General features: G+C 69.0%; 22 protein-coding genes. 3 read left to right on the forward strand and 19 right to left on the reverse strand.

Translation table 11 applies throughout. From position 1 onward, the window contains the following. Positions 1-66 precede the first annotated feature (66 nt). On the reverse strand, positions 67-840 hold the full coding sequence (locus K9U15_RS07590; RefSeq protein ID WP_087189707.1) for a hypothetical protein: 774 nt from the start codon (positions 838-840) through the stop codon (positions 67-69). Between the two features lie 245 nt (positions 841-1,085). Here K9U15_RS07590 and K9U15_RS07595 point away from each other — a divergent pair, with 245 nt between their 5' ends. Continuing rightward, the gene (locus K9U15_RS07595; RefSeq protein ID WP_227115415.1) at positions 1,086-2,594 is read left to right on the forward strand and encodes a response regulator transcription factor; all 1,509 of its coding nucleotides are present in this window, start codon (positions 1,086-1,088) and stop codon (positions 2,592-2,594) included. Between the two features lie 44 nt (positions 2,595-2,638). Here K9U15_RS07595 and K9U15_RS07600 read toward each other — a convergent pair whose 3' ends face one another. The 14 genes from K9U15_RS07600 to K9U15_RS07665 form a co-directional block, all read right to left on the reverse strand. Then, the gene (locus tag K9U15_RS07600; protein WP_301155853.1) at positions 2,639-3,622 is read right to left on the reverse strand and encodes a DUF559 domain-containing protein; all 984 of its coding nucleotides are present in this window, start codon (positions 3,620-3,622) and stop codon (positions 2,639-2,641) included. Positions 3,623-4,057: 435 nt separating this feature from the next. Further along, on the reverse strand, positions 4,058-5,350 hold the full coding sequence (locus K9U15_RS07605; protein WP_301155854.1) for a dihydroorotase: 1,293 nt from the start codon (positions 5,348-5,350) through the stop codon (positions 4,058-4,060). After that, positions 5,334-6,278 carry an aspartate carbamoyltransferase catalytic subunit gene (locus K9U15_RS07610; RefSeq protein ID WP_087189704.1) on the reverse strand — a complete coding sequence of 315 codons (945 nt, stop codon included), beginning with the start codon at positions 6,276-6,278 and terminating at the stop codon, positions 5,334-5,336. Before K9U15_RS07610 ends, K9U15_RS07605 begins: the two co-directional genes overlap by 17 nt. A 3-nt stretch (positions 6,279-6,281) precedes the next feature. Then, positions 6,282-6,869: a bifunctional pyr operon transcriptional regulator/uracil phosphoribosyltransferase PyrR gene (pyrR, locus tag K9U15_RS07615; RefSeq protein ID WP_087189703.1), complete on the reverse strand. Its 588-nt coding sequence runs from the start codon at positions 6,867-6,869 to the stop codon at positions 6,282-6,284. Positions 6,870-7,229: 360 nt separating this feature from the next. After that, on the reverse strand, positions 7,230-7,937 hold the full coding sequence (locus K9U15_RS07620; RefSeq protein WP_096226581.1) for an NPXTG-anchored protein: 708 nt from the start codon (positions 7,935-7,937) through the stop codon (positions 7,230-7,232). A gap of 181 nt (positions 7,938-8,118) precedes the next feature. Continuing rightward, a complete protein-coding gene (locus K9U15_RS07625; protein ID WP_301155855.1) occupies positions 8,119-8,913 on the reverse strand; it encodes a class B sortase in 795 nt (264 codons plus the stop codon). 536 nt (positions 8,914-9,449) lie between these two features. Then, positions 9,450-10,274 (reverse strand): hypothetical protein, encoded by an 825-nt coding sequence (locus K9U15_RS07630; RefSeq protein WP_096226583.1) that lies wholly within the window; start codon positions 10,272-10,274, stop codon positions 9,450-9,452. A gap of 64 nt (positions 10,275-10,338) precedes the next feature. Further along, positions 10,339-11,262: an AmmeMemoRadiSam system radical SAM enzyme gene (gene amrS, locus K9U15_RS07635; protein WP_301155856.1), complete on the reverse strand. Its 924-nt coding sequence runs from the start codon at positions 11,260-11,262 to the stop codon at positions 10,339-10,341. Beyond that, positions 11,255-12,682, reverse strand: coding sequence for an AmmeMemoRadiSam system protein A (gene amrA / locus K9U15_RS07640; protein WP_301155857.1), 1,428 nt, complete (start codon positions 12,680-12,682; stop codon positions 11,255-11,257). Before amrA ends, amrS begins: the two co-directional genes overlap by 8 nt. A gap of 170 nt (positions 12,683-12,852) precedes the next feature. After that, the gene (locus tag K9U15_RS07645; RefSeq protein WP_301155858.1) at positions 12,853-13,605 is read right to left on the reverse strand and encodes a formate dehydrogenase accessory sulfurtransferase FdhD; all 753 of its coding nucleotides are present in this window, start codon (positions 13,603-13,605) and stop codon (positions 12,853-12,855) included. An 18-nt stretch (positions 13,606-13,623) separates the two neighbouring features. Further along, positions 13,624-14,502 (reverse strand): formate dehydrogenase accessory protein FdhE, encoded by an 879-nt coding sequence (locus tag K9U15_RS07650; RefSeq protein ID WP_301155859.1) that lies wholly within the window; start codon positions 14,500-14,502, stop codon positions 13,624-13,626. A 199-nt stretch (positions 14,503-14,701) separates the two neighbouring features. After that, complete coding sequence (locus tag K9U15_RS07655) at positions 14,702-15,469, reverse strand: cytochrome b/b6 domain-containing protein (protein WP_087189695.1); 768 nt, start codon at positions 15,467-15,469, stop codon at positions 14,702-14,704. Then, positions 15,469-16,395, reverse strand: a complete 927-nt coding sequence (locus tag K9U15_RS07660; protein ID WP_224768066.1) for a 4Fe-4S dicluster domain-containing protein — start codon at positions 16,393-16,395, stop codon at positions 15,469-15,471. Before K9U15_RS07660 ends, K9U15_RS07655 begins: the two co-directional genes overlap by 1 nt. Positions 16,396-16,406: 11 nt before the next feature. Further along, complete coding sequence (locus tag K9U15_RS07665; RefSeq protein WP_147611925.1) at positions 16,407-19,556, reverse strand: molybdopterin-dependent oxidoreductase; 3,150 nt, start codon at positions 19,554-19,556, stop codon at positions 16,407-16,409. Between the two features lie 421 nt (positions 19,557-19,977). Here K9U15_RS07665 and K9U15_RS07675 point away from each other — a divergent pair, with 421 nt between their 5' ends. Together K9U15_RS07675 and selD are read left to right on the forward strand one after the other, a co-directional pair. Beyond that, a complete protein-coding gene (locus tag K9U15_RS07675; protein ID WP_123674497.1) occupies positions 19,978-21,306 on the forward strand; it encodes a Na+/H+ antiporter NhaC family protein in 1,329 nt (442 codons plus the stop codon). Positions 21,307-21,538: 232 nt separating this feature from the next. Beyond that, positions 21,539-22,654: a selenide, water dikinase SelD gene (selD, locus tag K9U15_RS07680; protein ID WP_123674496.1), complete on the forward strand. Its 1,116-nt coding sequence runs from the start codon at positions 21,539-21,541 to the stop codon at positions 22,652-22,654. A 263-nt stretch (positions 22,655-22,917) separates the two neighbouring features. Here the strand turns inward: selD and K9U15_RS07685 are convergent, their stop codons facing one another. From K9U15_RS07685 to K9U15_RS07700, 4 genes are all read right to left on the reverse strand, one after another. Beyond that, the gene (locus K9U15_RS07685; protein ID WP_096226591.1) at positions 22,918-23,169 is read right to left on the reverse strand and encodes a putative Se/S carrier-like protein; all 252 of its coding nucleotides are present in this window, start codon (positions 23,167-23,169) and stop codon (positions 22,918-22,920) included. A gap of 11 nt (positions 23,170-23,180) precedes the next feature. Further along, complete coding sequence (gene yedF / locus K9U15_RS07690; RefSeq protein ID WP_096226592.1) at positions 23,181-23,804, reverse strand: sulfurtransferase-like selenium metabolism protein YedF; 624 nt, start codon at positions 23,802-23,804, stop codon at positions 23,181-23,183. 170 nt (positions 23,805-23,974) lie between these two features. Continuing rightward, entirely contained in the window at positions 23,975-25,120 is a 1,146-nt protein-coding gene (locus tag K9U15_RS07695) for an aminotransferase class V-fold PLP-dependent enzyme (RefSeq protein WP_096226593.1), read from the reverse strand. Between the two features lie 177 nt (positions 25,121-25,297). Continuing rightward, positions 25,298-26,080, reverse strand: coding sequence for an acyl-CoA dehydratase activase (locus K9U15_RS07700; RefSeq protein WP_301155860.1), 783 nt, complete (start codon positions 26,078-26,080; stop codon positions 25,298-25,300). Positions 26,081-26,286 lie beyond the last annotated feature (206 nt).

Consider the following 26,286-nt stretch of genomic DNA (forward strand, 5'->3'; position numbering starts at 1 on the left):
CTCCGGCTCGGGGGTGAGGCCGTTCTTACCTGCTTGTGCCAGCGAACTCGCTGAATTGGCGACCGCTCAACTGCTGGCGTGCCCGTAGGCGTTGATCGTGCCGAACGTCGAGGCGAAGCGGCTGGAGAAGTTGCCGCGGCCGTCCGAGCGGCTGCCCAGCATAACCAGCTGGTTGGACACGGGGCCGAGGCCCGGCTCGTCGGGGTTCATCGGCGTTTTCGTGTCATGCAGCTCTTTGAAGCCCATGATCTCGCGGTCCTCGCCGATCTCGGCGAACAGCTTGCCGCCCTCCGTGACCTCCTTGATGAGCTGATCCCAGCCGATGGCCTTCCACTTGCCCTCGCCGCGCTTGCCGGCACGCTTGAGCGGCACGGTGATGCGGTCGGGCTGGGTATAGCCGTCCAACGTGCCGTTGCCGCGGCCGCATACGGTGCCGCGCAGCTGGTTGCCCTTGCCGTTGGCGTAGCTCAAGGACTGGTACGCCTCGGTGAGGGGCGCCTCGAAGTCCAGGAACGGGTACGCGTCGGCGGGGTTGTAGGGGTTGCCGCCCACGCCCAGCACGCTGCCCGTCTCGCGGTCGAGCTTCACGCGGTTGCCGCACGAGCAGTAGCACCCCACGCAGCCCGAATAGCGCACGACCACGTCCTCGTTGACGGTCACGTCCCCGGTCTTCGGGTCGACGCTCGCCTCGACGGGCTTGCCCTTGCCCGGCGCCGGGAACGCCGACTCGGCCGCGACGGCCGCGGTCGGCTGGCCGCCGAGCGCGGCGCCGGCTACCGACAGCGCGCCCAGGGCGCCCATCGCGCCGACGAACGTGCGTCGGTCGATGCTCTTTCCCATACTTTCCTCCTCCTTATGCCAGAGAACGAACACAACAGCCTTCGAGTCTAGGCGGGAGGGCGGCGCGCTTCATCACCTGATCGAGGCGTTTTGGCGGGACAATCCCGCATAAACCCCTCACCTGATCCAGGTGAAGTTTGCATTTTACCTGTTCATACTCTAGTTAGGTGGAGTGGCAGTCGGTAGGTTGCACGCAGGGCGCAAGCGCACCTATACTATAATCAGCCGCTGGGAGGTGAGGGCGTTTGAGAGAGTACTATCGGCGGAACCTTCCGCTGTACCGGCGCGAGACCATCGGCTTCGCGCTTTTTCTGGGATGGGTGTTCTGCACGCTGTTCGGCTGCGGGCTGGCCACGCACGATGCCGCCATCGACGGCACGCTGACGAACTACAACCTGGAGCGCATCTGGATGGTGAGCGGCCTGTTCGAGGGACTCGGCGGGCTGGGCGGCATCGTGGCGGCGAGGTTCGTGGCCGATCCTGCGCGGTTCGTGCGGCGGCGCGCCTTCGGGGCCGTGGCTCTTGCATGCGCCGTGGCCGGCAACGTGCTCACCTGGCTCGCCTGGACCGACCGCTTCGGCGCCGTGTGGGCATTCCACGTGCCGGGCGGCGCGCTCACGGGCATCGCCGTGGCGCTGTTCGCCATGCTGTGGAGCGACCGCCTGGGATCCTATGACGAGGCGCACGTCGAATTCGCCATACCCCTCTCGTTCACGGTGGCCTTCGCGCTGTACTTCGTGTTGCTGCTGACGAAGCGGGGGTCCATCCCCTTCCTCGTGCTGTTGCTGGCCATGATAGCCCTCTCGTTCTGGCTCGCCTGCCGCCACGGCGGCGAGGGACGCCCTCCTGCCGCCGCGTCGCGGCCGGGGCCGCGCACGCACCGCGGGCTGCTGTCGTTCGGCGTGCTCGCATGCGTGTCGTGGGTGCAGGTGGCGTTCTTCCGCGTCGTGGCCACGCCGGAGATCATGGGCGACCGCATCGCCCACTTCCTCATACCGTTCACGTGCGCCTGCGTGCTGTCGCTCGTCATGCTGGCACTGTGCCTGCGTATGTCGCGCTACCTGAACATATCGCTCGCCTACCGGTGGAGCCTGCCGCTGTTCATGCTGAGCTACGTGCCCATCTTCATCGACTACGGCAACCCCACCCTGCGCCTCGCCGCCTACGCCATCAACTTCCTCGGCATGTTCGGCGTGCAGTTCGGCTGCTGGCTCGGCGCGTGCAAGTACCTGCGGCGCACCGGCTCGCCTGCGCTCACCGTGTTCGGCGTGTACGCGCTCGGGGAGGGGCTCGGCATCTTCGCAGGCTGCCTCGTGGGGCTCTACGCCGTGCTGACGCTTGACGTGAAGGGGCTCATGGTGTTGTCGTCGGTGCTGCTCACGGCCGTGGCGTTCGCCATCATGGTCACGGGCTTCAACCCGCAGTGGGTGTTCAACCGCACCCGCGACCGCAGCGAGCGGGACGCCTCGGGCAGGCCGGGCGCGAAAGGCGGCGGGCCCGACCTGGATGCCCTGTTCGAGCAGGAGGCCCGCACGCTCCAGGCGACCTTCGACCTGACGAGCCGCGAGACGGACGTGGCGGCGCTGCTGTTGGCGGGCCGCAGCCGTCCCTATATTCGCGACGAGCTCACCGTGTCCATCAACACGGTGAGCTCGCATGTGCGCAGCATCTTCTCCAAATGCGGCGTGCACTCCCAGCAGGAGCTCATCGACCTCGCCCGCAAGGGCGCCGGTACAGCTGGCGATAAGGCGTAGCACCAGAGCAGCGCCGTAGCCGCTTGCGCAGCTTGCTTCAGCCCTCACCCCACGCCCAGCCCCAGCTGACGCCTGAGCTTGAGCTTGCGCGCATGGAGGTCGTCGATGCGAAACTGCGAGCGTTTGCCGAGATGCCGCCGTATCGTGCGGGCGATTGTCTCGGTCGCCGCGAGGCTGTCGAGCTCGTCGTTGGTGACGCCGACCACCGTCCATCCCATGGCCATGAGGGCATTCGTCCTGCGAGAGTCCCGCAGGCGACTCGCCTCGCCCTCATGCGCGAAGCGGCTCTGGTACTCAACGTCGAGCTTGGCCTCCGGCCAGCACAGGTCGCACCGAAAGCTCGACCTCCCCGCGATGGCCCGCGCCGCCGGGCTCGCGCGCACCACGAAGTTCATGCGGGGGATGCCCAGGCCCTCGCCGCCCTGGCGCAACGGAAGGCCCAGCACGAGCGCCTGCTTCGTCTCGCGCGGCGAGGCAGAGCGGTCCGCCGCGTAGCGCAGGACGCGGCCGAGCTTGCCTGCGCCGGCGAGCGAGGGGTTGCGCGCGACGAAGGCGCGCAGGTCGTCTACGCAGGCGAGCGGGGGCACGTCGTAGGCCGACTCGACACCCGTGCGCCGCGTCTGGTACGTCCCGCACGCCTCGTACACCAGCTCGAGCAGGGCGATCGGGCTCTTCTCGTCCATAGCGATCTGAACGAGGGCGAGGGCGGCGCCCGCCGAGAACGCACCCTCCGCCAGACGGCAAAACTCCCTGCCCGCCAGAGGCGCCGCGCACACGTGCTCGCGGCAATCGGGCGCCAAGCGTCGGTGCGCGGCCGTGCCCACGAGAACATGGACGGGCTGGTCGATGCGAATGCCGTGATGCGCCGCCCCCAGGCGCTCGACGATCTCGGCAAGCTCGGCCGCGCTCGGCGCACGGTCCGGCAGCGCGCGCGAGGAACCTTGCAGCTGCGCGCGCCCGGTCGGGCTCGACGTCCGCAGCAGCTGGAGCGATGTTCGATGGCTGAAATAGACCCGTGTGCCCGCCATAGGCGCACTACCCCCTCCAAACGCCCTGTTGCGAGGAGGATCTTGCAGGCGTGGTGAGGGAAGCGAGGGCATCGCCGCTTCCGCATGGGCGGCCTCCATAGAAGGAGCGCACCTGCACTGGCTCTTTGATGCGCTCATCATACCACGCGAAATCATGCGTTCATCATACCGCTCGAAAAACGGACGCGCGAGTCACCGTTTTGGCCGCTGTGAAGCTTTCGCACGCCCTCCACAGCTTTCTCGCGCCAACTACGCACCTGCCACAGGAAACGAGCGCTTGCTCGACCTGCGGTTTCTTCGAGAGCGCATTCAGGCATCAGTTCGAGGGTCCCGGCCGGGCTTCACAGCGGCCAAAACCGTGACTTCGGAGCCCCGAAAAAGCGAAGGACCGCACCGGACGTGCCCGGTGCGGTCCTTCGGCTGCTTGCAGACGGGTTACTCGACGATCGCGCCGTCCTCGAGGGTGGCGTAGCCGCCCACGTAGACGTCGGTGGCGCGGCCCGTGAGCTCGGCGCCGATGAAGCCCGAGTTCACGGCCTTCGAGAGGAAGTCGGCCGCGTCCACCGTCCAGGCGGCGTCCGGGTCGATGACCGTGAGGTCGGCCGTCGCGCCCGGTTCGAGCGCCACGCGCTCGACGCGCAGGATCTCGCGGGGACGCACGGCCATGAGCTCGACGGCGCGCTCCCAGCTGATGATACCGGGCGCGACCAGATTCGTGATGACGAGCGCGAGCGCCGTCTCCAGGCCGATCATGCCGAAGGGAGCCAGCTCGAACTCGGCGTTCTTCTCGAAGTCGTTGTGCGGCGCGTGGTCGGTGACGATGGCGTCCACCGTGCCGTCCTTCACGCCCTCGACGAGCGCGGCGGCGTCGTCGGCCGTGCGCAGCGGCGGGTTCACCTTGAGGAAGGTGTTGTAGTCGTCGCCGATGGCGTCCTCGGTGAGGAACAGGTGGTGTGGCGTGACCTCGCAGGTGACGGGCAGGCCCTCGGCCTTCGCGGCGCGCACGAGCTCGAGCCCGCGGGCGGTGGTGAGGTGCTGCACGTGCAGCGGGCAGCCTGTGAGGCGGCAGATGGCGATGTCACGGGCGATCTGGATCTCCTCGCCCTCCGCCGGCCAGCCCAGCATCCCGAGGCGCGTGGACACGACGCCTTCGTTCACCTGGCCGGCGCCGACGAGGTCCTCGTCCTGGCAGTGGCTCATCACCACGCGGTCGAACTGCGCGGCGTAGTCCATGACGCGGCGCATCATGCCCGCGCCCTGCACGCCGCGACCGTCGTCGGTGAAGGCGACGGCACCGTGGGCCACCATGTCGCCCATCTCGGACAGCGTGTCGCCCGCGAGGCCCTGCGAGCAGGAGCCGGCCACGTGCACGCGGCACTTGCCGACGGCCGCAGCGCGAGCCTTGACGTACTCGACGCCCACCGCGTTGTCGATGACGGGCTTCGTGTTCGGCATGCAGCACACCGCCGTGAAGCCGCCGTGGGCCGCGGCGCGCGTGCCGGACGCGATGTCCTCCTTCGTCTCGTAGCCGGGCTCGCGCAGGTGCACGTGGATGTCGACGAGGCCGGGGACGACGATCTTGCCGCCCAGGTCGCGCTCGACGCCCTTCTCCATCGCGAGGTTCTGGCCGATCTCGACGATCTTGCCGTCGCGCACGAGGATGTCGGCCGTTTCGTTCAGACCGACCTGCGGGTCGATCACATGGGCGTTCTTAAGCAGTAAGGCCATCTTCGCTCCCTCCCAGAAGAAGATACATTTCCGCCATGCGCGTGAGGATGCCGGCGTAGACTTGATCGAGAATGACCGAGCGCTTCGGATGGTCGGCCATGTAGCTGTCCAGCTCGACGCCGCGGTTGATGGGGCCGGGATGGCAGATGAGGGCGTCGGGCTTCATGAGGGGCTCGCGCTCCTTCGTGAGGCCGTACAGCATGTTGTACTCGCGCAGCGACGGGTACGGCGCGCCTTCGAGGCGCTCGCGCTGGATGCGCAGCATGTACACCACGTCGAGGTCGGGCAGCACCTCGTCGAGCTTCGTGGTGACGTGGTCGGCGCCGAGGATGTCGGGACGCGCCGGCAGCAGCGTCGGCGGGGCAACCACCGTCACCTCGCAGCCCATGATCTTGAGCGCGGGGATGAGCGAGCCGCACACGCGGGAGTGGCCGATGTCGCCCACGACGCCCACCTTGAGGCCGGCCAGGTCGCCCTTGACCTCCCAGATGGAGTACAGGTCCAACAGCGCCTGCGTCGGGTGCTGGTGCTTGCCGTCGCCCGCGTCGATGACGTGCGCGCCGGAGACGTCGGCGATCTTGCGGGGCACGCCCGCGTGCTTGTCGCGGACGATGATCATGTCGATCTTGTAGGCGCACAGCGTCTCCACCGTGTCGACGAGGCTCTCGCCCTTCACCGTGGAGGTGGAGCTGCCGCCGAAGTTCAGGCTGTTGGCGGAGAGGCGCTTCTCGGCGATCTCGAACGAGGAGCGCGTACGGGTGGACGGCTCGTTGAACATGTTCACGACCGTGACGCCCTTGAGCGTGGGGACCTGCTTGATGCGGCGCTCGTTGACTTCCTTGAAGCGCGTGGCCGTCTCGAGGACGGTCATGATATCCTCGGCGGAGTACTCCGTGATATCGATCAGATGCTTGTGATTGAAGGCCATGCCCTATTCACCTCCCAGCGGTGCCGAACCCGCGCGGGAGCCCGGTGCGATTTCCAGAATCTCGACCTCGGACTTGCCGTCCGTCTCCTCCAGGAAGAGGCGCACGTTCTCGTCCGCCGCCGACGGCACGTTCTTGCCCACGAAGTCGGCGCGGATGGGCAGCTGACGGTGCCCGCGGTCCACCAGCACGGCCAGCTGCACCGTGGCCGGGCGGCCGATGTCCATGAGCGCGTCGAGCGCGGCGCGGATGGTGCGGCCCGTGTACAGCACGTCGTCCACGAGGACGATGTCCTTGCCGTCGAGATCGAAGAAGATGTCGGTGGAGTGCACCTCGGGAGCGAGATGCGTCGCGAAGTCGTCGCGGTAGAAGCTGATGTCGAGCTTGCCGAGCGGCACCTTCGTGCCCTCGATCTGCTCGATCTTCTCGGCCAGGCGCTTGGCGAGCAAATCGCCGCGCGTCACGATGCCGACGAGCGCGATGTTGTCCGCGCCCTTGTTCGCCTCGAGGATCTGATGCGCAATGCGCGTCAACGACCGCTCGATCTCGTCCGCGTCCATGCAGACGGTCTTGACTGTGCCGGTGTCGGTCATGCACCCACCCCTTCCGTTCGGGATGGTACAGGCGACCCTCACCCCGTCGTGCGGTTCGCGCCTTCGCGCTCCCCCGCCTCGCAGGCGCCTGTCGCCGGGCAAGAAAAAAGCCTCCGCGACAGACAAAGGCTTCGACTCCGCGCGCTCTTTTCCGGGCGAGCGCTTGGTGGCTGTTACCTTGTCGGTCTCTCTGTACCGCTTTTAAAGGACTGCTCGCAGTATATGCGGTTTACCCGCGATATGTAACCCCTTTTATGCAGAAATTTACGAGAACGTGCATAATCGAATTTCCGGTCGCAGCGCGAGCGGCGGCTCGCGCGAGCCGCCGTTCAGATGGCACACCGGATGTTCGAAGCGTTTCTACGCGAGTTTGCGGCGCAGCGCGAAGGCCACGACTCCGGCGGCGGCCAGCATGCCGAAAGAGGCGCCCGCCACCGCACCGGCATCCATGCCGGTCTTCGGCGAGGTCGCGCCCGTGTCGGTGCCGGACGGCAGCGCGGCTGGGTCGTCGACGGCCGGTTCGTCCGCATCCACCTTCGAGGGAACGAGCGTCATGATGAAGTCGGCGTTGTAGAAGGCATCGGCCGTCTGGTCGCCGAGGTTGAGCATCTCGGACGTGAAGTTGAAGCTGCTCTGGCTGGCGGCCCTCGTCACCTCGAACGTCTTAGCGGTGCCGGCGCTGCCCGCGCTCGGCTTCACGTGCACCTCGAGTTTGTTGCAACCAGCGTATTTACCGCCTGCGATAAGCGCCGCGCCGAAATCGATCTTCTTGGTCGCGCTCTCGGCAACGACCCTGAACGAGGGCATGCCGTCCAGAGCGTCGTCGGCCGTCTCGCTCGTAGCGATGATGGCAAACGAGGCTGCCCTCGTCTCGCCAGAGAGGACGAACGAGCCGTCCTCGTTCGACGCGCTCTCCTGCCACGGCCCGATCGAGCGGGTCGCTGCTCCCGTCTCCTGCGCGGTCGCCTGATCCGCCGTCGGCTCAGCCGCTTCCTCGGCCCATGCGAGCGCAGGGAGCGCGCACGCGAGCATTCCGGCGCACAGAAGCGCCGCCAGTTTCTTCCTCATCTCACACCTCTCTCATTGGCGCGCCCCCACAAGAAGGCGCGTGCGAACCACAGCTTCCTCATGCTAAAGCACAACCACACGCCAATCGACCCGTAAGACGAAAGCAGACTTCTCCTCTGCGAAATAGGAAAAGTTTCAGCAATAGCAGCAGCACGGCGAGCGACGTTTTGGCAGAAAACCCCTATGCAGCCGCAGTTGTTTGGTCGTCAGTCAGCACACCGGTAACGAGGTAGCGCACAGGATCACTCGTGAAGGCCGATCGGCACGTGCTCAGCTGGACGAGCTTGCTCTCGGCGTTAAGAGCGATGCCCTCGCGCACGTTGGCTTGCAGGTCGTCGGGGGCGAGCACGGAAGCGAAATAGTTCTCGCGCACCACCGAATCGGCGAAGTCAAATGAATTCAGGATATGGCGGTCATCGTATTCATAGGCCGCCGCCACGCGATACGTGAGGATATGCCCGGGAATGTAAACATAGAATGCCTCGTTCGCCGCAAAGAAGGCGGGATCTTCGAAGCTATGCAGCGTGGCGAACATGCCATCGTTCACGATGTTGTGACCATAGAGCACCGTGACCGGGTCGGTAAAGTCCTTGGCATTCGCCATCTGAGAGAACACAGCGCCCTCTACGGCGCAGTTGCCGCGGTAGTCGTGGTCCAGGTAGAAGAAGTCGTCCCCGGCGCGCTGCGCCACCGGCAGGTTGACGTTCGTGTTCGGCACGTAGATCCACGCGTACAGGTCGGGATTCTCCGCCTTTAGGGCGGCGAAGTCGATGGGGTTCTGCGGTCCGGCCTCCTGCGCCTCCACCGCGGGTTCCACGGCGGGCAGCGGCGTCTGGGCGACCTCCGCCACGGCGCGGTCTATCTGCCGCTGCTGCCACACCAGGAAGCCGAAACCGGATGCCGCGGCCCCCAGCAGCACGACGAGCAAGACGGCCAGGACAACGGCGGCCCGTGGCCGCGCTGGGCGCTTCTCCACCGAACATCCTCCCACTCGACACGCCGCGGACGGGCGCGTATCGGACACGATCCGACCTATCCTAGACGCCGCCGGCCACCGCCGTCAACGAGCCGGGCGAAACCGGGGCACTGCACCGCGAAAAGGGCGGGGAGGCATCTGCCCGGCAAAGGCGCAGCAGGCGAAAGTGCAGGGCGCGGAGGCGCAGGAAGCGAACGGGAGAGCCTACGGATCGCGTAGCTGGAACGCAGGACACGGCGCTGGCAGGAACGCAGAGCAGTGCAGCGGGATCGCCCGGCCGAAGCGCGGCCGCGGCAGGGTCGGCGGCGCGCGCCGCCGGCAGCTCAGCCCGTTCACGTTGAGACGCAGGCCGGGATGCCGGCGTACCATGAGCACGCCGTCTGCCAGCGCTTGCTCCATTATCCAATTGCCCAGGTCGTAGAAGCATGGGTCCTGCTCGAGCCACGGCACGAAACGCCCGGGCAGCACCTCGCCGTAGGGCTCGCCGCAATTCCGGACGGCTTTACGTGGCTATCCGACCGTGCGCCGCACGGTGGTCACTTGCCGAGCTCCGCGAGGCGTGCGCGGGCTTCGGGCACGGCGGGCAGGCGATTGCCGTTCTCGACGACGAAACGAAGGCACTCCCGCTCGCGCGCCCCGTCGCCCTGGCGCCGGCGGACGGCCGCCTCGTCCGCAGCGGCCAGCACGCGCATGCGCAGCGGATAGCCTTCGGTCTCCCTCACGTGCGCGAGCTTCGGGGCCAGCACGCCGTCGTCGCCGGACAGGCGGGCTTCCAGTACGCCGCGCTCCCAGGCAAGGAAGTTACGGCGCTGGGCGGTCTCGGCGGACGAGTCACCCTCCAGCAGGCGCTCGGCCTCCTCCACGGCCCCGAGCGCCGGTCGGGCGCCCAACAGCCTCTGCACGACCGGCTCCATGTTCACGAGCAGCGCCGCACGCTCGCGCTCATCCTGCGCCTGCGCGGCGCTCGCGCGCAGGCCCTCGCCGATGCGCGCCGCCTCCTCGACCTGGCCGCCATCGGCAAGCGCCAGCGCGTAGAACGACAGGAACCACGAGCCCGCCTCCGTGTACGGCTCCCCGATGGCGCGGGCGGGCGCGGCGGCCTGGGCGCGGAAGGCGTCCGGGTCGCATCCGTCGTTGTAGAGCGAGACGAGCTGCTCGGCCTTGCGGTCGGCCAGCTGCCCCATGAGGCGCGGCATGACGTACAGGCACGCGAAGAACAGCATGAGCGACGAGAACAGCCCCGGCAGCGTCTTGACCACGTTGCCGCCCATCACCAGGGAGAAGGCGGCGAGCGATGCCGCGGGTATCAGCACCGACAGCGCGTAGGCGGCCCAGACGTACTTCTTGAAATAGCGCAGCATGGCTCTCCTCGGTTCGCGGGTTAGGAGCCAGTATAGCGGAACCGCGGGAACGGAGGGAGGGCGCTCAGCAGTTGCCCAGCAGCACGTCGTCCAGGTGGCGCCGGGCAACGTCGGCCAGGCGGCGCAGGTCGGCCGCGGGCGTGGGCGGGCGGTCGGTCAGGCGGTGGCAGGGGAAGAAGCGCGTGAGATGGTACGGGATGGCGGGGTCGAGCGAGGCGAGCCAGGCGGCGGCCGCGTCGATGGTCGCCTCGTCGTCGTTCAGGCCGGGGACGACGAGCGTCGTCACCTCCAGGTGGCAGCCGGGTGCCGCGGCCAGCGCGGCGATGGTGCGCCTCACGGCCTCGAAGTCGCCGCCCGCCACGTCGTAGAATTCCTGCGAGAACCCCTTGAGGTCGATGTTGGCGGCATCCAGGAGCGGCACGAGCCCGGCGAGCGGGCCCGCGTTCACCATGCCGTTGCTCACGAGCACGTTCGCCATCCCCCGCCCGCGCACGAGGCGCGCGGTGTCGGCGACGAACTCGATGCCCACGAGCGGCTCGTTGTAGGTGTAGGCCACGCCCACGCAGCCGCGGTCCCGCGCCTCCAGAGCGAGGTCCGCCAGCTCGGCGGGCGCCATCGGGCGCCACGGCACGTCGTCCGGCCCGGCGCAGGCGATGGAGGCGTTCTGGCAGAACGGGCAGCGCAGGTTGCAGCCGTAGGAGCCTGCCGACAGCACGAGCGAGCCGGGGTGCCAGCGCGCGAGCGGCTTCTTCTCCACGGGGTCCAGCGCAAGCGACGTCACGCGGCCGTAGCTCTCGCAGACCACCTGCTCGCCGCGGGCGACGCGGGCGCGGCAGAGGCCCTGCCGGCCCTCGGCGGGCGCGCAGGCGTGCGGGCACACGCCGCAGACGGCCCGGCCGCCGTGCGGCGCATCCTCGGCGGAGGACCGGGGCGCGCCTGCGCACCCCTCGGGCACGGCCCCCGGCTTAGCTGCTCCCGGCTCAGCCACGGAGGGCCTCCCCGCCGCGGTCGTGGCGCACGACCTCGAAGCGCTCGAGCCGCACACCGCCCTCATCAGGCGCGATGCCCGCCTTCGCGCGGGCGATGGCAACCTGCTGGGCCGCCGTGTCCACGCCCTCCAGGTTCGGCAGCAAAAGGCCGCGCCGGCGCCCGAGCGTCACGATGACGCCGTAGCGCGCCGGGTCGAGCGCGGCCTCCGAGTCCACGGGCTCCGGCGGGAACAGCACGTCCACCGAGTACGACAGCGCGTCGAGCTCGCCGGCGCCCACCGGCGGGAAGCGCGGGTCCTCGCTCGCGGCCGCCGCGCCGTTGCGGATGATCTCGTCGGCGATCGAGCCGGTGACGGGCTCGACGGTGCCGATGCAGCCGCGCAGGTCGCCGCCCTCGTGCAGCGACACGAACACGCCGGCGCGCGCGTCGGCGAGCTCCGGCGGCAATCCGTCGGGGCGCGCGAGGGGCCGTCCCGTGCGCACGAAGTCCTCCACCGCGGCGCGCGCGAGCGCGACGAACGGGTCGGCCCCGTCCCGCTCAGCGGCCGCTGCGTCCTCGGCCCCGCGCGCGTCGGCTTCCGCGTCCACGCCCGCGGCAACCGCTCCATCGCCCTTCGGCCCCTGCACCTCGAAGGCGGCCACGGCGTAGCCAACGCCGAACGGCCCCTCGTAGCTCAGCAGCTCGTGGGTAACCGGCACGCCGTCCAGCGCGCCGGCCATGATCTGGAACGAGCCAAGGCCGCACTCGGCCGCCGCCTCGCGGAACGCCGCATCGATCGAGAAGAGCCCCTCGAGGTCGCCCTCGTCGAAGAGGCCCGTGACCGTGCGGTCGAACACGGGGCCTTCGGGCGCAAAGCCGTAGGGGCCGTCCTCCTTCAGCTTGTGGGACAGGTCGCCCGAGGCCACGAGCACGCAGGTGCGGTCCAAGTCGCAAGCCGCCTCGGCAACGCAGCGCCCGACCTCGCGGTGATCGGCGGGGGTCAGGCCCGAGAGTCCCACGCGCACCAGGCGGTAGCCGGCATAGCGCTCGTTCACGAAGTGGAGCGGCACGAACGTGGCGTGGTCGAGCTCGCCGTCGCGCATGCCGCTGCCGCAGATGGGCACGCCGCGGGCGCGGGCGCAGGCCGATACCGCTGCGGCGAAGGAGGGGTCGTACGGCACGTTCATGGCGGCCTCCCACGCGTCGAACCGCCCCATGTCGCCGTGGGCGGCGTCGCCGGTGGAGATATGGAAGCAGTCGTAGTAGAGCGGCGCATGCGGCGAGACCACGACGATGGTGTCGGGCGCATGAGCGGCGATGCGGCGGGCCACCTCCTCGTAAGCGTCGACGGTGGCCTGGATGGCGCGCTCCTGGCCGTGCCCCACCGCCGGCACGATGAGCGGGGGATGCGGTACGACGTAGGCGGCGACGATGCTCATGGGCGGCTCCTAACCTTGCAGGCTCGGCCCGCCGCACGGCACGTCCGGCTCGGGAGGCTGGCGGGCGCTTTTCCGCCATTGTACAACGCCGGGCCGCGCCCTGCGAGCCTTGCGCGCGGCCGCAGGCGATCCGGCACGCAAGCGTTGCCGGGCGCCCCGTCCGCCGAAGCCTAGCCCGCGATGCGGTCGGGGCAGGACAGGACGCGCAGGCGGCCGTCGCGGCAGTGGGATACCAGCGTCACGCCCAGCTCCTCGGCACGCCGGGCCGCCTCGTCGGTGGCGGACTTGCGGCTCACGAGCACGGGGCAGCCGGCGCGGTGGGCCTTGAGGGCCATCTCGCAGCTGATGCGTCCCGTGATGAACAGGGCCTTGTCGTCCAACGGCACGCGGTCGAGCCACGCCTGGCCGATGAGCTTGTCCATGGCGTTGTGCCGCCCGATGTCCTCGCGCACGAGCAGAAGGCCCCCCGTGCGGCCGTCGCCCAGGCCGCAGCCATGCACGCACTCACCGGTGTTGCGTCGCGGGCTGCGCTCGCAGAGCTCGTCCATCTGGGCGAGCAGGGCATCGGCGTCGAAGCGTGCGGCGGTCTCCAGGCGCCGGGGGCTCGGCACGCCCCCGCCGTCGGCCAGGAGCGCCGAGCGGGCGCAGCCGGCCGAGGTCACGCGGTGCAGCGGCACGTAGCCCTCCGCGGCGCGCTCGCCGCTGGCCACGTACACGGCCGCCGCCTCGGGGTCGGCCGTCACCTCCACGAAGCGCTCGCGGTCGGCGATGAGGCCCTCGGACAGGAGGTAGCCCACGGCCAGCTCGGCCAGGTCGTACGGGCTGCCCTGGCTCACCGCCACGGGCGCGTCGTTCAAGAATATGCGGATGGGCCGCTCGGCCGTCGTGCGCGGCGCGAACGGGCGGTACTCGATGACGGCCATGCGCCCCCCTTCCCTTCTCTAGCCCCGCTCAGCCGCGATGGCGTCGAGCCGGGCCATGACCACGTCCTCCACCTCGAACGAGAACGGCGCGAGCGCGTCGTCCGCGTAGACGGTGCGCAGGTAGCCGCCGCACTCGTCGCAGGTGGCGATGCGGTGGGCGTCGTCGCCCTCCACGTTGTAGTAGTGCAGGTGCGCCTGGTTCTGCGTGCCGCAGCGGGCGCAGCGCACGCGCTCGATCTCCCACGACGTGCCGCACTGAGCGCACCAGAGCGTCTTGCCGCGCCCCTGCGTCGAGTTCTCGCCGCCCACGCGACCCGCGGCCGGGGCGCCGCCGCACACCGGGCACGCAAGGGGGTGCGGCGCGTCGCAGCCCGCCTGCCCGAGCGCGCGAGCCGCCGCACGGGCAGGCTCCTTCAGCTGCGAGCGCAGCGCAAGCGCCGCCACCAGCGCGGCCGTGCGTGCCTGGTCCTCGGTCATGCCGTCGTCTGCCAGCAGCTCGGCCAGGGCATCCAGATAGGCTGCCGGGTCGCTGCCGGCCAGCCCGAGCGGGCTCGCGGCAACGATGCGGTCCCACCTCGTGCGGCCGAGCGCCTCGGCCGTGCCCGCGGCGAAGCCGCCGTGCTCGGCCGCGCAGGCAGCCGCGCGCCCGAGCGCTACGGCGAACGGGGCGGCCCCCACCGTTGCCGGCGCGTGCGCGAGCACCGGCTCGCCCGCCGCGAACCAGGTGCGCAGGTCCTCCGCGCACGGCGCGTCCCAGCCCTCCGCGGCGGGCGCGTCGGCCGCCGCCTCGTCCAGGGCGCCCCACAGCTTGCGGAAGAACGCGAGGCGCGCCATCTCGCCCTCGTCGAGCTTCTCGCGGTAAGCGGCCAAAGCCGCGTCGATCGCTTTCAAATTCATGCCGTATCCTTGTCAGTCAGTTGCGTCGATCCGTACCGTCCGGGCCGTCGGCGTCGCTTCCTCCGCCCGTGCCCGGCCTTTCCTCGGCGCGCCCTTGGCGCTGGCCGTTCGCAGGGGCTCTCCCCCGAGCGCCCCTGCGAACGGCCAGCGGAGCAGCCGGGGCACGATCCGCCCCGGCAGCCCCGCAAAAGCGGCTCCCTTAAGCCTTCTTCTCTATCACGTTCTCGCCGGAAGCGATTTCCTTGCGAGCCCAGTGGCCCCAGTGGTACAGGGCGTCGGACTCGGAGACCGTGCCATCGCCGAACATGAGCTTGTACGTTCCCCGGTACGGCTGGAAGATGCCCGCACCCAGGAAAATGTGCGCCAGCCCGAACACCGCGATCAGCAGAAAGCCGATGTCGTGCAGGAACAGCGTCACGCCGTGCACGCCCGACCCGAAGTCAAAGAGGGTCGTGCCCAAAAGCAGGATGACGCCCGTGATGCCCATGAGCGCGCCCGCGAACCACAGCATGCCGTCGGCGAAGCGCTGGCCGCTCTTGACCTCGCGCTGGTCGGGCATGTGGATCCACTTGGCCATGAACAGGTAGGGGAAGAACAGCATCATCCACTTCTTGTCGTCCGAATCCCACCGGTCGAACAGGTTCTTGAAGATGTGCTTCACACCCTTGGGCGCCATGATGGCGCTGATCAGGGGCACGATCACGAAGATGACGCCGATCACGCGGTGCGACATGCGGATGGCGAACACCGTGTCCGCCCCCGCCGCGGCCGCCAAGGCCGGAACGAACACGAACAAGCCCGAGATGCACAGCAGGATGCACGCGATGATGGTGATGCCGTGCGTCCAGCGCGCCTGCTTGGAGTGGCGGCGGATGTAGCGTTCCGTGCCGCTGGCCGCCATCTGCTCCAAGAACGCCTTGTTCTTGGCGGTTTCCTCGGCGGAAACCATAACGGGTCCCTTGCTCATCAGTTGCCTCCCTTCTTGCCCGGGAGGTTCTCGGTAATGTGCTCCATCACCGTCTCCTCGTCCTGGCCGTCGCCATGCTTGACGACCTGGCCGGTGTCGACGGAGATCGTGTCCTCCGTCTCGGGGTTGTACGCCAGCTTGTCGCGCTTGTAGCCGACGCCGAGCGCGAACATGGCGGCGAGGCCCGCCACGGTGAGCCCCGTGACGGCGCCCGTGATCGGCTTCATGATCTGCGTGAGGCCCACCACCGGGTTAGCCTGCGGGTTCTCCACCTGGCCATGTGCGGCCACGCCGTACTTCAGCACCTGGATGACATGCAGGCCGCCCATCTCGTCCTCGCCGTAGACCACCGCGTCCTCGTAGCCGCGGGCCTTGAGGAAGTCGGCGCGCTCGTGCGCCAGCGCTATCATCTCGTCGCGGTCGCCGAACACGAGGGCGTCCGGCTGGCACGTGGTGACGCAGGCGGGCTCCCTGCCCTGCTCGATGCGGTCCACGCAGCCCGTGCACTTGTTGACGGTCGTGCGCAGGCCCTCCTGGTAGCGGGGGACGTCGAACGGGCACGCCGTGGAGCAGTACTGGCAGCCGATGCACTTGGACTCGTCCACCGTCACCAGGCCCGTGGCCTCGTGCTTGGCAATGGCTCCGGCCGGGCAGATGGTGGCGCACGCGGCGTCGGTGCAGTGCTGGCACGAGCGGCGCCCGAAGGCCCACTTCACGCCCTTGTCGCCACCTGCCTCCTCGTTGAAGGAGATCAGGATGCGGGTGGTGCCGTTCAGGTCCATCGGGCTCTGGTACGAGCCGGTGGACGGGTTGCCGTTCTTCTCGAGCGTCGACGGCAGGTCGTTCCAGCATTTGCAGGCCACCTGGCAGCCGCGGCATGCGCTGCAGCGCGAGGTGTCGAACAGTATGGCTTTGTCACTCATCATTCAACACCTCCCTAGATCTTCTCGATGTCGACGAGGAACGCCTTGTACTCGGGCACCCAGCAGTTCGGGTCGCCCACGTTCGGCGGCAGGTCGTTCACGATGTCGCCGGTGGCGTACTCGCCCGCCCAGCCGAAGTGGTGCGTCATGCCCACCTGGTGCACGGTCTCGCCGTTAACCGTGAACGGCTTGAAGCGCGGCGTGACAAGGGCCATCACCTCGACGGAGCCGCGGTTGTTGCGCACGCGGACCTTCTCGCCGTTCTTGATGCCCTTCTCCTCGGCCAGCTCCAGCGACATCTCCACGAACTGCTCGGGCATGGCCTCGTTGAGGGCCGGGCACGTGCGGGTCTGCCCGCCGGTCTGCCAGTGCTCGGTGACGGAGTACGTGGTCACCGCGATGGGGAACTCGGAGCGGTCGCCGCGCTTGACCGACTCGAACTCGGCGAAGCGGACGCACGGCGAGTTCTGCCGGCCGTTCATCTGGTTGTCCGCCGGGCTCTCGAAGGGCTCGTAGTGCTCGGGCAGGGGCCCGTCTCCCATGCTGTAGCTCTCCAGGCGCGCGTTCTGCTCCCAGAGCATCATGAACGCCTTGTCGTTGGGGGGCACGGGCTTGCCGTTGGACACGGCCACGAAGTCACCCACGTCGTTCTGCACCCACTTCTCGCCCGTCCACTCCACGAGCGTGCGCTCGGGGTTCCACGGCTTGCCGTTCAGGTCGGCCGAGGCGCGGTTGTAGATGATGCGGCGGTTGAGCGGCCAGGCGAACGACCACTTCGGATGCAGGCCGAGGCCGGTCGGGTCGTCGGCCACGCGGCTGCCGATGGCCTGCTCGGCCGGATCGAGGGGTGCCTCGTTGTTGGCCCAGAAGCCGGTGTAGATCCACATGCCGCAGGCCGTGGAGCCGTCGGCCTTGAGGTTCGCGAAGGTGGAGAGCAGCTCGGTCTTCGGGGCCGCCGAGGTGGTGTTGCACTCGGTGCCGTCGTACACGTAGCCGTTGAGGGCCCAGGCCACGGGACGCGGGTCGATCTTGCCGTCCACGTAGTAGTCCCACTTCGTGTTCACGATGGGCTCCGCCGCGACGCCGCCCTCCTTCTTGTAGAGGTCGACGATGGCCGTCCACAGCACGTCGCAGATCTCGTAGTCGGGCTTGGCCTCGTCCCACGGCTCGACGGCCTGGTAGCGCCACTGCAGCCAGCGGCCGGAGTTCAGGATGATGCCGGGCTTCTCGTAGATGAGCGCGGCCGGCAGGAAGTACACCGTGGTGTCGATATCGGCCGGGTTCATGTCGGGGGCCTTCCAGAAGGTGGCGGACTCCGTCTCCACCCAGTCGGCCACCACGAGCCAGTCGAGGTTCGCCATGGCGCGGCGCACGTTGCTCGCGTTCGGCGCGGAGTGGCAGGGGTTCATGCCCCAGTTGAAGTAGCCCTTGATGACGCCCTGGCTCATGAGCTCGAACGAGCCGATGATGGAGTAGTCGGGGCTCTTCGGCACCTTCGGCCACCAGTCGTAGCCGTAGTCGTTGTCCACCGTGGCCGCGTCGCCGAACCACTCCTTGAGCGCGGAGACGACGAACTTGGGCTTGTTGGTGTAGTAGCCATCGGAGTAGGTCTCCTTCTCGCACCATTTGCGCAAAGACGGCGTGCCGTATTCGGTGGGCCAGTTCAGGTAGCCGGGCTGGTTCGCCACGAGCATGCCCATGTCGGTGGCGCCCTGGACGTTGGGCTCGCCGCGCAGCGCGTTCACGCCGCCGCCGGCCACGCCCACGTTGCCCAGCAGCAGCTGCAGGATGCCCATGGAACGGCAGTTCTGCGCGCCGTAGGTGTGCTGCGTCTGCCCGAGGGCGTAGAGGATCGTGCCGGACTTGTCGGGAGCGCCCGTGGAGGCGTAGGTGGCGTACACCTTCTCCAGCAGGTCCTTGTCCATGCCGCACACGCTGGACACGGTGTCCAGGTCGTAGCGGGAGTAGTGCTTTTTCATCTGCTGGAACACGCACATCGGGTCCTGAAGCGTCATGTCGCGCTTGGGCACCTCGAGCGTCGGGGGCGTGAACTCCGGCACGCCGGGCGCTGCGGCCCACGCGTAGGCGCCGCCCTCGGAGGTGTCCCAGGTCTTCGTCGTCTCAACCTGGTAGTGCCAGGTCTTGGCGTCGTAGGCGGCCGTGTCCTCGTCGAAGCCGGAGAAGATGCCCTCGTTCACGTCGAAGGAGTACTGCTCGTCCAGCAGGTAGGAGGCGTTCGTGTAGTTCAGCACGTACTCGTGCTGCCACAGGTCGTGCTCGATGATGTAGTTGAACAGGCCGCCGTAGAAGGCGATGTCGGTGCCCGAGCGGATGGGGCAGTAGATGTCCGCCATCTCGGCCGAGCGCGTGTAGCGGGGGTCGACCACGATCCACGTGGCGCCGCGGTCGAGGGCCTTCTGCACCCACTTCGACGACACGGGATGGTTCTCGACGTTGTTGGAGCCGATGGTCATGATGACGTCGGCGTTCTGCATGTCGCAATAGTGGTTCGTCATGGAACCGCGACCGAATGTTGCTGCCAGACCGGCAACCGTGGGGCTGTGTCAAACACGAGCCTGGTTGTCGATGGCTATCACCCCTAACGACCTCATCATCTTGTTGATGAGGTACTCCTCCTCGGAGTTCTGCTGGCTGCCGCCCAGGCTGGCAATGCCGTGGCAGCGGTTTACCGTGATGCCGTCGTGCACGGTCTCGAAGGTCTCGTCGCGGGTCTTCTTGACCCACTGCGCTATCTCGGCGACGGCGTCGTCCCAGGTGATGTTCTCCCACTCGGAGGCGCCGGGGCGGCGGACCATCGGCTTGGTCTTGCGGTTGGTGTTCTTGATGATCTCGCGCGTCTCGGGATCGACCACGTTGCGCAGCTGGAACATCGTCGCGCCCTTCGGGCACAGGCCTCCCTGGTTGATGGGGTGGTCGGGATCGCCTTCGAGGTTGACCAGCTCGCCGTCGCGCGTCGAGCAGATGACGCCGCATCCGCCCGAGCAGTAACAGCAGATGTTCGTGTACTCCTCGGTGTTCACGAGCTTCCAATCGGGCGACGTCTCAACGGCAAACGCCTCCGACTTCGAGGACAGCTCGAACGCCATGGACGTGGCGAACGCAGCACCGGCGGCTTTGAAGAAGCCCCTGCGTGACAGGTTCATGTCCTCTCTCTCTCCTTCCTTCTCGTCCTATGGGAACGTGCAGTGAGTCGCGCGGCAGGGCGGGGAGCCTGAGGGCATGGGAGGGCGCCCGGCCCCGCTGCGTGATCCCGGTGGTGACACCGGGGAAATGCCCTCGTCACCCGGCGAACTGATCGTACCATAGGGGGCGCGCCGGGCCCGTCCTGCGCACTGCAGCTCCTTTGCAGGCCTTTCGGCGAACGGTGCATGAGCCTATTCCCACCAGGGCGAACGGCGGTCAAGCCAGGGCGAGCGGCTCCAACCGGGCAGGTAAAGGGAGCCAGTTCCGCGGCAAGCGGAAACACGCGGGCGGCGCGAAACGTCGATGAGCGGGCTCGGGGACGCACGCACGCCGCATTGCGCTACAATAGGCGGGTTGCTGGTTCGGAGGAAGGGGAAGTTCATGGAGAAGGGCAACGTCAAGGCGCTCCTGCCCATCGGGGTGTTCTTGGTGCTGTATCTAGGGCTGGGCGTGTTGTTCGAATACGGGATGGGCATCCCCATGGGTTTCTACAACATACCCATCGTGGTTATCTTCCTGGTGGCGCTTCTGGTGGCGTGCGTTCAGAACCGCAAGCTGCCCTTCGACGACAAGCTGGTCGTCATGGGTCGCGGCATAGGCGACAAGACCATCGTCACCATGGTGCTCATCTTCATGGCGGCCGGCATCTTCGTGGGCACGGTGGGCCGCGACAGCGCCGAGAGCGTGGCCTACCTCATGCTCTCCGTCATTCCCGCGGAGTTCTCCGTGCTGGTGCTGTTCGTGGTGAGCTGCTTCGTGTCGCTGGCCATGGGCACGTCGGTGGGCACCATCACGCTCATCACGCCCATAGCCGTGGCGGTGTCGACGGCCTCGGGCTTCGACCTGCCGCTGTGCGTGGCCAGCGTCATGGGCGGCGCGATGTTCGGCGACAACCTGTCGTTCATCTCCGACACCACCATCGCGGCGTGCCAGGGCCAGGGCTGCCAGATGAAGGACAAGTTCCGCGAGAACTTCAAGATAGCCGTGCCGGCCGCCTTGGCGACGCTCGCCATCATCCTGGCGCTGTCGCTCGGCTCGGACATCAGCGGCACCGTGAGCCATGACTACGACCTGATCCAGCTCGTGCCGTACCTTATCGTGCTCGTGGGCGGCATCGTGGGCGTGAACGTGTTCGTCGTGCTTTTGCTGGGCATCCTCTCCGGCTCCCTCATCATGGTGGCCACCGGCGCCACCGCGGCCACCGACCTTCTGGCCAGCATGGGCTCGGGCGCGGCCGGCATGTTCGAGACCACGATGGTGGCGGTGCTCGTGAGCGCCATCTGCGCGCTCATCCGCGAGTACGGCGGCTTCACCGCGCTTCTGAACGGCATCAAGAGCCTGTTCAAGAGCAAGAAGGGCGGGCAGCTGGGCATGGGTCTGCTGGTAGGCGCCATGGACATCGCAACGGCCAACAACACCGTGGCCATCGTCATCGCGAACCCCATCACCGCCGACATGGCCGAGACCTACGATATATCGCGGCGCAAGACGGCGTCTATCCTCGACACGTTCTCCTGCGTGTTCCAGGGCGTCATCCCCTACGGCGCGCAGATGCTCGTGGCCATATCGGCGGCGGCGGAGCTGGGGTATGCGGTGTCCGCGTTCCAGATCATGCCCTTCCTGTTCTACCCGTTCCTGCTGCTGGCAAGCTCGCTCGTGTTCATCTTCCTCGTGCCCGACAAGCGCGGCCACGAGAGCGAGAAGGCGTAGCCGGCGTGCGGCTCGGGCTGCTTGCCGCTCCCACGTTGCGCAACGCAAACCCCCGCGCGGCACGGCGCCCGGAGCCGGGAAGGCGATAGCCCGTCGCATGCCGACGGGGCACGTGACGGGCGGCTGACCGCTGGCAGGCGCGGCATGCGGGGGCGCGGCGGGCTGCTATACTGTCCGACGACGAAAGAGGCCCGCCCGAGGCGGCGAGGCGCGGCATGCGGAAGGAGGCACCGTGGACGAGATCGAGCGCATCAGGTTGACGAAGCTCACGTCGAAAGGCGGTTGAGCGGCCAAGTGGGGTCCGGGCGACCTCGACGACATACTGGGCGCGCTTGCGGCCGCTGCCGGCGGCGGCGCGTCGGGCGCAGGCGGACGGGACGCTGCCGGCGACGCGGGCAGCGGGGCCGGACGGCTGCTGCTCGGCTTCAACACGTGCGACGATGCCGCCGTGTGGCAGCTCTCGGACGACTCCGCGGCCGTGCTCACCGTGGACTTCTTCACGCCCATCGTGGACGATCCCTACGAGTTCGGGCGCATCGCGGCGGCCAACGCGCTCTCCGACGTGTTCGCCATGGGGGCCGAGCCGCACGTGGCGCTGAACCTGCTGGCGCTCGACTGCGCGCTGGGCGCGGACGTGGCCGGCGCCATCCTGCGCGGCGGCGCGGACGCCGTGCGCGAGGCGGGCGCGCTCGTGGCCGGGGGCCACACCATCGACGACGCGGAGCCCAAGTACGGCCTCGCGGTGTTCGGCACCGTGCGCCCCGACCGCATCGTGCGCAACGCGGGGGCGGTGCCGGGCGACGCGCTGTACCTGACCAAGCCGCTGGGAACCGGCATCATGGTGGCGGCGCGCGCCTGCGACCTCGTGGACGACGCGGGCCTGCGCCCGGCCGTGGAGTCCATGATGGAGCTGAACGCCGCCGGCGCCGCCGCGCTCGCGGAATCCGGCGTGCACGCGGCCACGGACGTGACCGGCTTCGGGCTGGCCGGGCACCTGCACGAGCTCTTGGAGGCGAGCGGCTGCGCCGCCGCGCTCGACTTCGAGGCGCTGCCGCTGTTCGAGGGCGTGTGGGACCACGCGCGCGCCTACTGCCGGCCGAACCGCCTGTTCACCATCATGGACCAGGCCGAGCGCTACGTGGCGCAGGGCGCGCTTTCCGACGAGGAGTACGACAACCGCCTGGCCGTGGTCTGCGACCCGCAGACCTCCGGCGGCCTGCTGGCCGCCGTGCCGCCCGAGGCGGCCGGCGCCTTCGAGCGCGCCTTCGAGGCACGCGCCGGCCGGCTGCCCGCGCGCATCGGGCGCGTGGAAGCCGGCGAGCCGGGGACGATCCGCTTCGCAGGGTGAGGCTGGGGGAGGGGCGACGCCGGCGCCCCTCCCCTCTTGCCACAAGTCGCGCCCTACCTTCTCTCCGAGGCGCCCCCTTCCCCTTCTCGAGAAGCACAGTTTTCACCGATTCCTGCATTCTCGGAGACAAGATCGCGCCTCTCGTTCGCCATGGATGGCCTATGCGGGACGTTCTGCCCGTTCGTCGAAAGCGAGTCCGGCCATACGCGGGGCAATCATGTCAAAAAGCGGTGATTACTGTGCCGGACGCCGGCATCCCCCGCCTACAGCTTTTCCAGCAACACGTACTCCCCCGCCTGGTCGGCGTAGAGGGCGGCAAGGCCGCGGGCTTCGGGCACGGCGACGGCGAGGGCGCGGGCCGCGGCTGCGTCCTCGGCCTCGAAGCGCAGGGTCATGCCGCAGCTCGCGGTGATGGCGCGCGGGGTGGGGATGACGGCGGGGTTCACGGCGGCGAGCGCCTTGTTGGCGGCCATGGCCGCATGGGTGGACTCGAAGGCCAGCAGGTAGCGGGGCACGTCCGTCCTCCCTATAGCGTGATGACCTTGGCCGCCTCCTGCATGCGGCCCAGGATGTCGTACATGTTGGAAACCTCGCCCACGGCCAGCTGGTCCTTGCACCCGTAGAAGTCAAGGCACGTGCCGCATACGAGCACCTCGGTGCCCTTCTCGGCGAGCGCGCGCACGCTGTCGACCACCTGCTGCTCGCCGCCGGCCACGAGCTTCACGCCCGCGTTCATGAACAGGAGCGACGCCGGCACGTCGTCGGATTCGGAGAGCGTGTACAGCGCCATCTTCATGAGGTTGTACCCGAGCTCCCCGTCGCCCGCGCCCACATGGTCCTTGCCGACGAACACGGCATAGCCGCACCCGCCGCCCGCCGCGCACGACGCGCCTGCGGCGACGGGAGCCGCCTCGGGAGCCGGGGCCGGGGCCGCCGAGCCGTCTCCCTCGGCGAACGACACGAGCCAGCCGCCCTCGATCTCGTCCACGGACACGGCCAGGCCCGTCTTGCCGCCCAGGCGCGTGAGGTTCTTCACGGCCGTCTCGTTGTCCACCTGCACGGACAGCTCGCGGCAGCCCGCGTCTATCTCCTTCTTGGCCAGCACGAGCGGCTTGGGGCACTGCATGCCGAAGGCGTCGATTATCTTCATGGTAGGTTCCTTTCCGTCTTTTCCCGTTTCCCCGCCCGCCCTGCGCGTCGGACGGGGCTATTGCGCAGTCGCACGAGTCGTGCCGGCCGCGGTTCGACCGGCGCGAAACAGGGCCGCGATGCGGGCGACCCCGTGGCCCGGCGGCGGCCCTGCGCGCGACCCGGCGGCCGTCAGCCTGCGTCGCGCGCGACGGCCGCAAGGGCCGCGAGGCCCGCTTCGATCTCGTCTTCCGTGGTGAAGCTGGAGAAGCTGAAGCGCACGGCGCCGCGCTCCTCGGTGCCGAGCGCGCGGTGCATGAGCGGGGCGCAATGGGCGCCTGCGCGCGTGCAGATGCCGAAGTCGCTGGACAGCCGGTCGGCCACGAGGGCGGAGTCGGCGCCCGCCACGTCCACCGCCACGATGCCGCACCGGTCGATGCCGCCGTGCCCGCCCAGCACGCGCACGCCGGGCACGGCGGCGGCGCCGGCCTCGAAGCGCTCCGTGAGCGCCTGCAGGCGCGCGGCCACGTTGCCCACGCCCGTGCGCTCCAGGTAGGCCACGCCGGCCGCCAGGCCCGCCAGCCCGTGGGCGTTCACCGTTCCGGCCTCCAGCGCCTCGGGCATGAAGCGCGGATGCCGTTCGTCGAAGCTGTGCGTGCCGGAGCCGCCCTCCAGAAGCGGCGGCACGTCCACGCCCTCCGCCACGGCCAAGCCGCCCGTTCCCTGCGGCCCGTACAGGCTCTTGTGGCCGGTGAAGCACACGATGTCGGCGCCGAGCGCGCCCATGTCCAGCGGCAGCGCGCCCGCCGTCTGCGCGGCGTCGAGCACGAACAGCGCGCCGGCCTCGTGCGCGAGGCGCGCCATGCGGGCCACGTCGTACACGTCGCCCGTGAGGTTCGACGCGTGGGTGGCCGCCACGAGGTCGGCGCCCTCTTCCAGCAAGCGCTCGTAGGCGGCGAAGTCGAGGGCGCCGTCCGGGCCGACGGGCGCCACGCCAACCGCGCACCCGCGCTCGTCGCGCGACTTGAACAGCGGCCGCAGCACCGAGTTGTGCGAGGCAGCCGTCGTCACGGCGCGGCCGCCGGCGGGCAAAAGCCCCGCGATGGCGATGTTGAGCGCCATGGTGGCGTTGGCCGCGAACGACACACGGGCCGCCGAGGGCGCGCCCAGGAGCCGCGCCATCTTGTCGCGCGCGTCGTACACGGCCATGCCGGCGTCGATGGACGCCTCGTGCACGCCGCGCCCCACGCCGCCGAACGAGCCGATGGCGCGCGCCACGGCCTCGGCCACCTCGGGCGGCTTGCGCCGGGTCGTGGCCGCGTTGTCGAAGTAGATCATGGGAGAGCCTTTCCGTCATTCTTCTTCCCGCATCATACCAGTTCCCCGCCTTGTGCCGAAAACGCATCCGCACCTGCTACGGAACCGACAGGAAAAACGGGTCTCCGCCGCGCCGCCGAGCCTCCGCCGCGGAATCCTTCCGTCGCGCCGGCGCCCACCCGAACGCGCGCAGGGCGCTCACCGTCTTCCAGCGCCCCCCTGTGCCGCCTGCTCCAGCGCGCAGAGCGCCGCGCCCAGAGCGCCGGCGAAACGGGCCTCGGGACAGGTTTCCACCGGCTTGCCCAGGCGCGCGGCGAGGCGCTCCACCACGTAGCCGTTGTCGCACAGGCCGCCTGTGAGGAAGTAGGCCTCGCCCGGCATCTGCGCCGCGAGCGCGGCCACGCGGGCCACCACGGACTCGATGACGCCGTTGGCGATGTTCTCGCGCGGCTCGCCCTTTCCCACGAGCGAGATGACCTCGGACTCGGCGAACACGGTGCACATGCTGGAGATGACGGTGGGCGTGCCGGCGCGCGCGAGGCGCGCGAGCTCGTCCTGGTCCACCGCCAGGCGGTCGGCCATGATCTCCAGGAAGCGCCCCGTGCCGGCGGAGCACTTGTCGTTCATGACGAACTTCCTCACCGCGCCCCCCGCCAGCGCGATGACCTTCGTGTCCTGGCCGCCCACGTCCACCACCGTGCCGTCGCGCCCGAACAGGCGCGCGGCGCCGCGGCCGTGGCAGGTGATCTCCGTGACCACCTTGTTCGCGTAGGGCACGGCAACCCGGCCGTAGCCGGTGGCCACGACCGAGCTCCCGTCCGCGTCGATGCCCGCCTCGGCCAAGAGAGAGCGCACCCGCCGCGCGGCGTCCACGCTGCTGAACCCCGTGGGGCACAGGAACGTGCGCGCGAGCGCGCCGTCCCCGTCCAGCACGGCGACCTTCGTGGCGGTGGACCCCACGTCGATGCCCACGTAATGCATGGCCTTCCTTTCCTGGTACGGTCTCGGACGCCCCGAAAACCGGGGCGCTCCGCGGTTTGCCCGTAGGGGGCGTGTCAAAAGTCCCAGAGCGCAAGTTCGCCAGGGAACCGTCTCGTAGGGCAAGGGCTCTGCCCTTGCCGTAACCTGCGAGGCGACCCCGCTCGCCGGCAAGGGCAGAGCCCTTGCCCTACGAGCGACCTGCCAGA

The sequence above is a fragment of the Gordonibacter sp. RACS_AR68 genome, assembly GCF_030418485.1.
Classification (GTDB): Bacteria; Actinomycetota; Coriobacteriia; order Coriobacteriales; family Eggerthellaceae; genus Gordonibacter; species Gordonibacter urolithinfaciens.

Excerpts from the sequence above, each read along its gene's own strand:
- K9U15_RS07590 (WP_087189707.1), bottom strand. The coding sequence starts at position 840 with ATGGGAAAGAGCATCGACCGACGCACGTTCGTCGGCGCGATGGGCGCC.
- K9U15_RS07600 (WP_301155853.1), bottom strand. The coding sequence starts at position 3,622 with ATGGCGGGCACACGGGTCTATTTCAGCCATCGAACATCGCTCCAGCTG.
- K9U15_RS07605 (WP_301155854.1), bottom strand. The coding sequence starts at position 5,350 with ATGGCCTTACTGCTTAAGAACGCCCATGTGATCGACCCGCAGGTCGGT.
- K9U15_RS07610 (WP_087189704.1), bottom strand. The coding sequence starts at position 6,278 with ATGGCCTTCAATCACAAGCATCTGATCGATATCACGGAGTACTCCGCC.
- pyrR (WP_087189703.1), bottom strand. The coding sequence starts at position 6,869 with ATGACCGACACCGGCACAGTCAAGACCGTCTGCATGGACGCGGACGAG.
- K9U15_RS07620 (WP_096226581.1), bottom strand. The coding sequence starts at position 7,937 with ATGAGGAAGAAACTGGCGGCGCTTCTGTGCGCCGGAATGCTCGCGTGC.
- K9U15_RS07630 (WP_096226583.1), bottom strand. The coding sequence starts at position 10,274 with ATGCTGCGCTATTTCAAGAAGTACGTCTGGGCCGCCTACGCGCTGTCG.
- amrA (WP_301155857.1), bottom strand. The coding sequence starts at position 12,682 with ATGAGCATCGTCGCCGCCTACGTCGTACCGCATCCCCCGCTCATCGTG.
- K9U15_RS07645 (WP_301155858.1), bottom strand. The coding sequence starts at position 13,605 with ATGGCCGTCATCGAGTACCGCCCGTTCGCGCCGCGCACGACGGCCGAG.
- K9U15_RS07650 (WP_301155859.1), bottom strand. The coding sequence starts at position 14,502 with ATGAATTTGAAAGCGATCGACGCGGCTTTGGCCGCTTACCGCGAGAAG.
- K9U15_RS07655 (WP_087189695.1), bottom strand. The coding sequence starts at position 15,469 with ATGAGCAAGGGACCCGTTATGGTTTCCGCCGAGGAAACCGCCAAGAAC.
- K9U15_RS07660 (WP_224768066.1), bottom strand. The coding sequence starts at position 16,395 with ATGATGAGTGACAAAGCCATACTGTTCGACACCTCGCGCTGCAGCGCA.
- K9U15_RS07675 (WP_123674497.1), top strand. The coding sequence starts at position 19,978 with ATGGAGAAGGGCAACGTCAAGGCGCTCCTGCCCATCGGGGTGTTCTTG.
- yedF (WP_096226592.1), bottom strand. The coding sequence starts at position 23,804 with ATGAAGATAATCGACGCCTTCGGCATGCAGTGCCCCAAGCCGCTCGTG.
- K9U15_RS07695 (WP_096226593.1), bottom strand. The coding sequence starts at position 25,120 with ATGATCTACTTCGACAACGCGGCCACGACCCGGCGCAAGCCGCCCGAG.
- K9U15_RS07700 (WP_301155860.1), bottom strand. The coding sequence starts at position 26,080 with ATGCATTACGTGGGCATCGACGTGGGGTCCACCGCCACGAAGGTCGCC.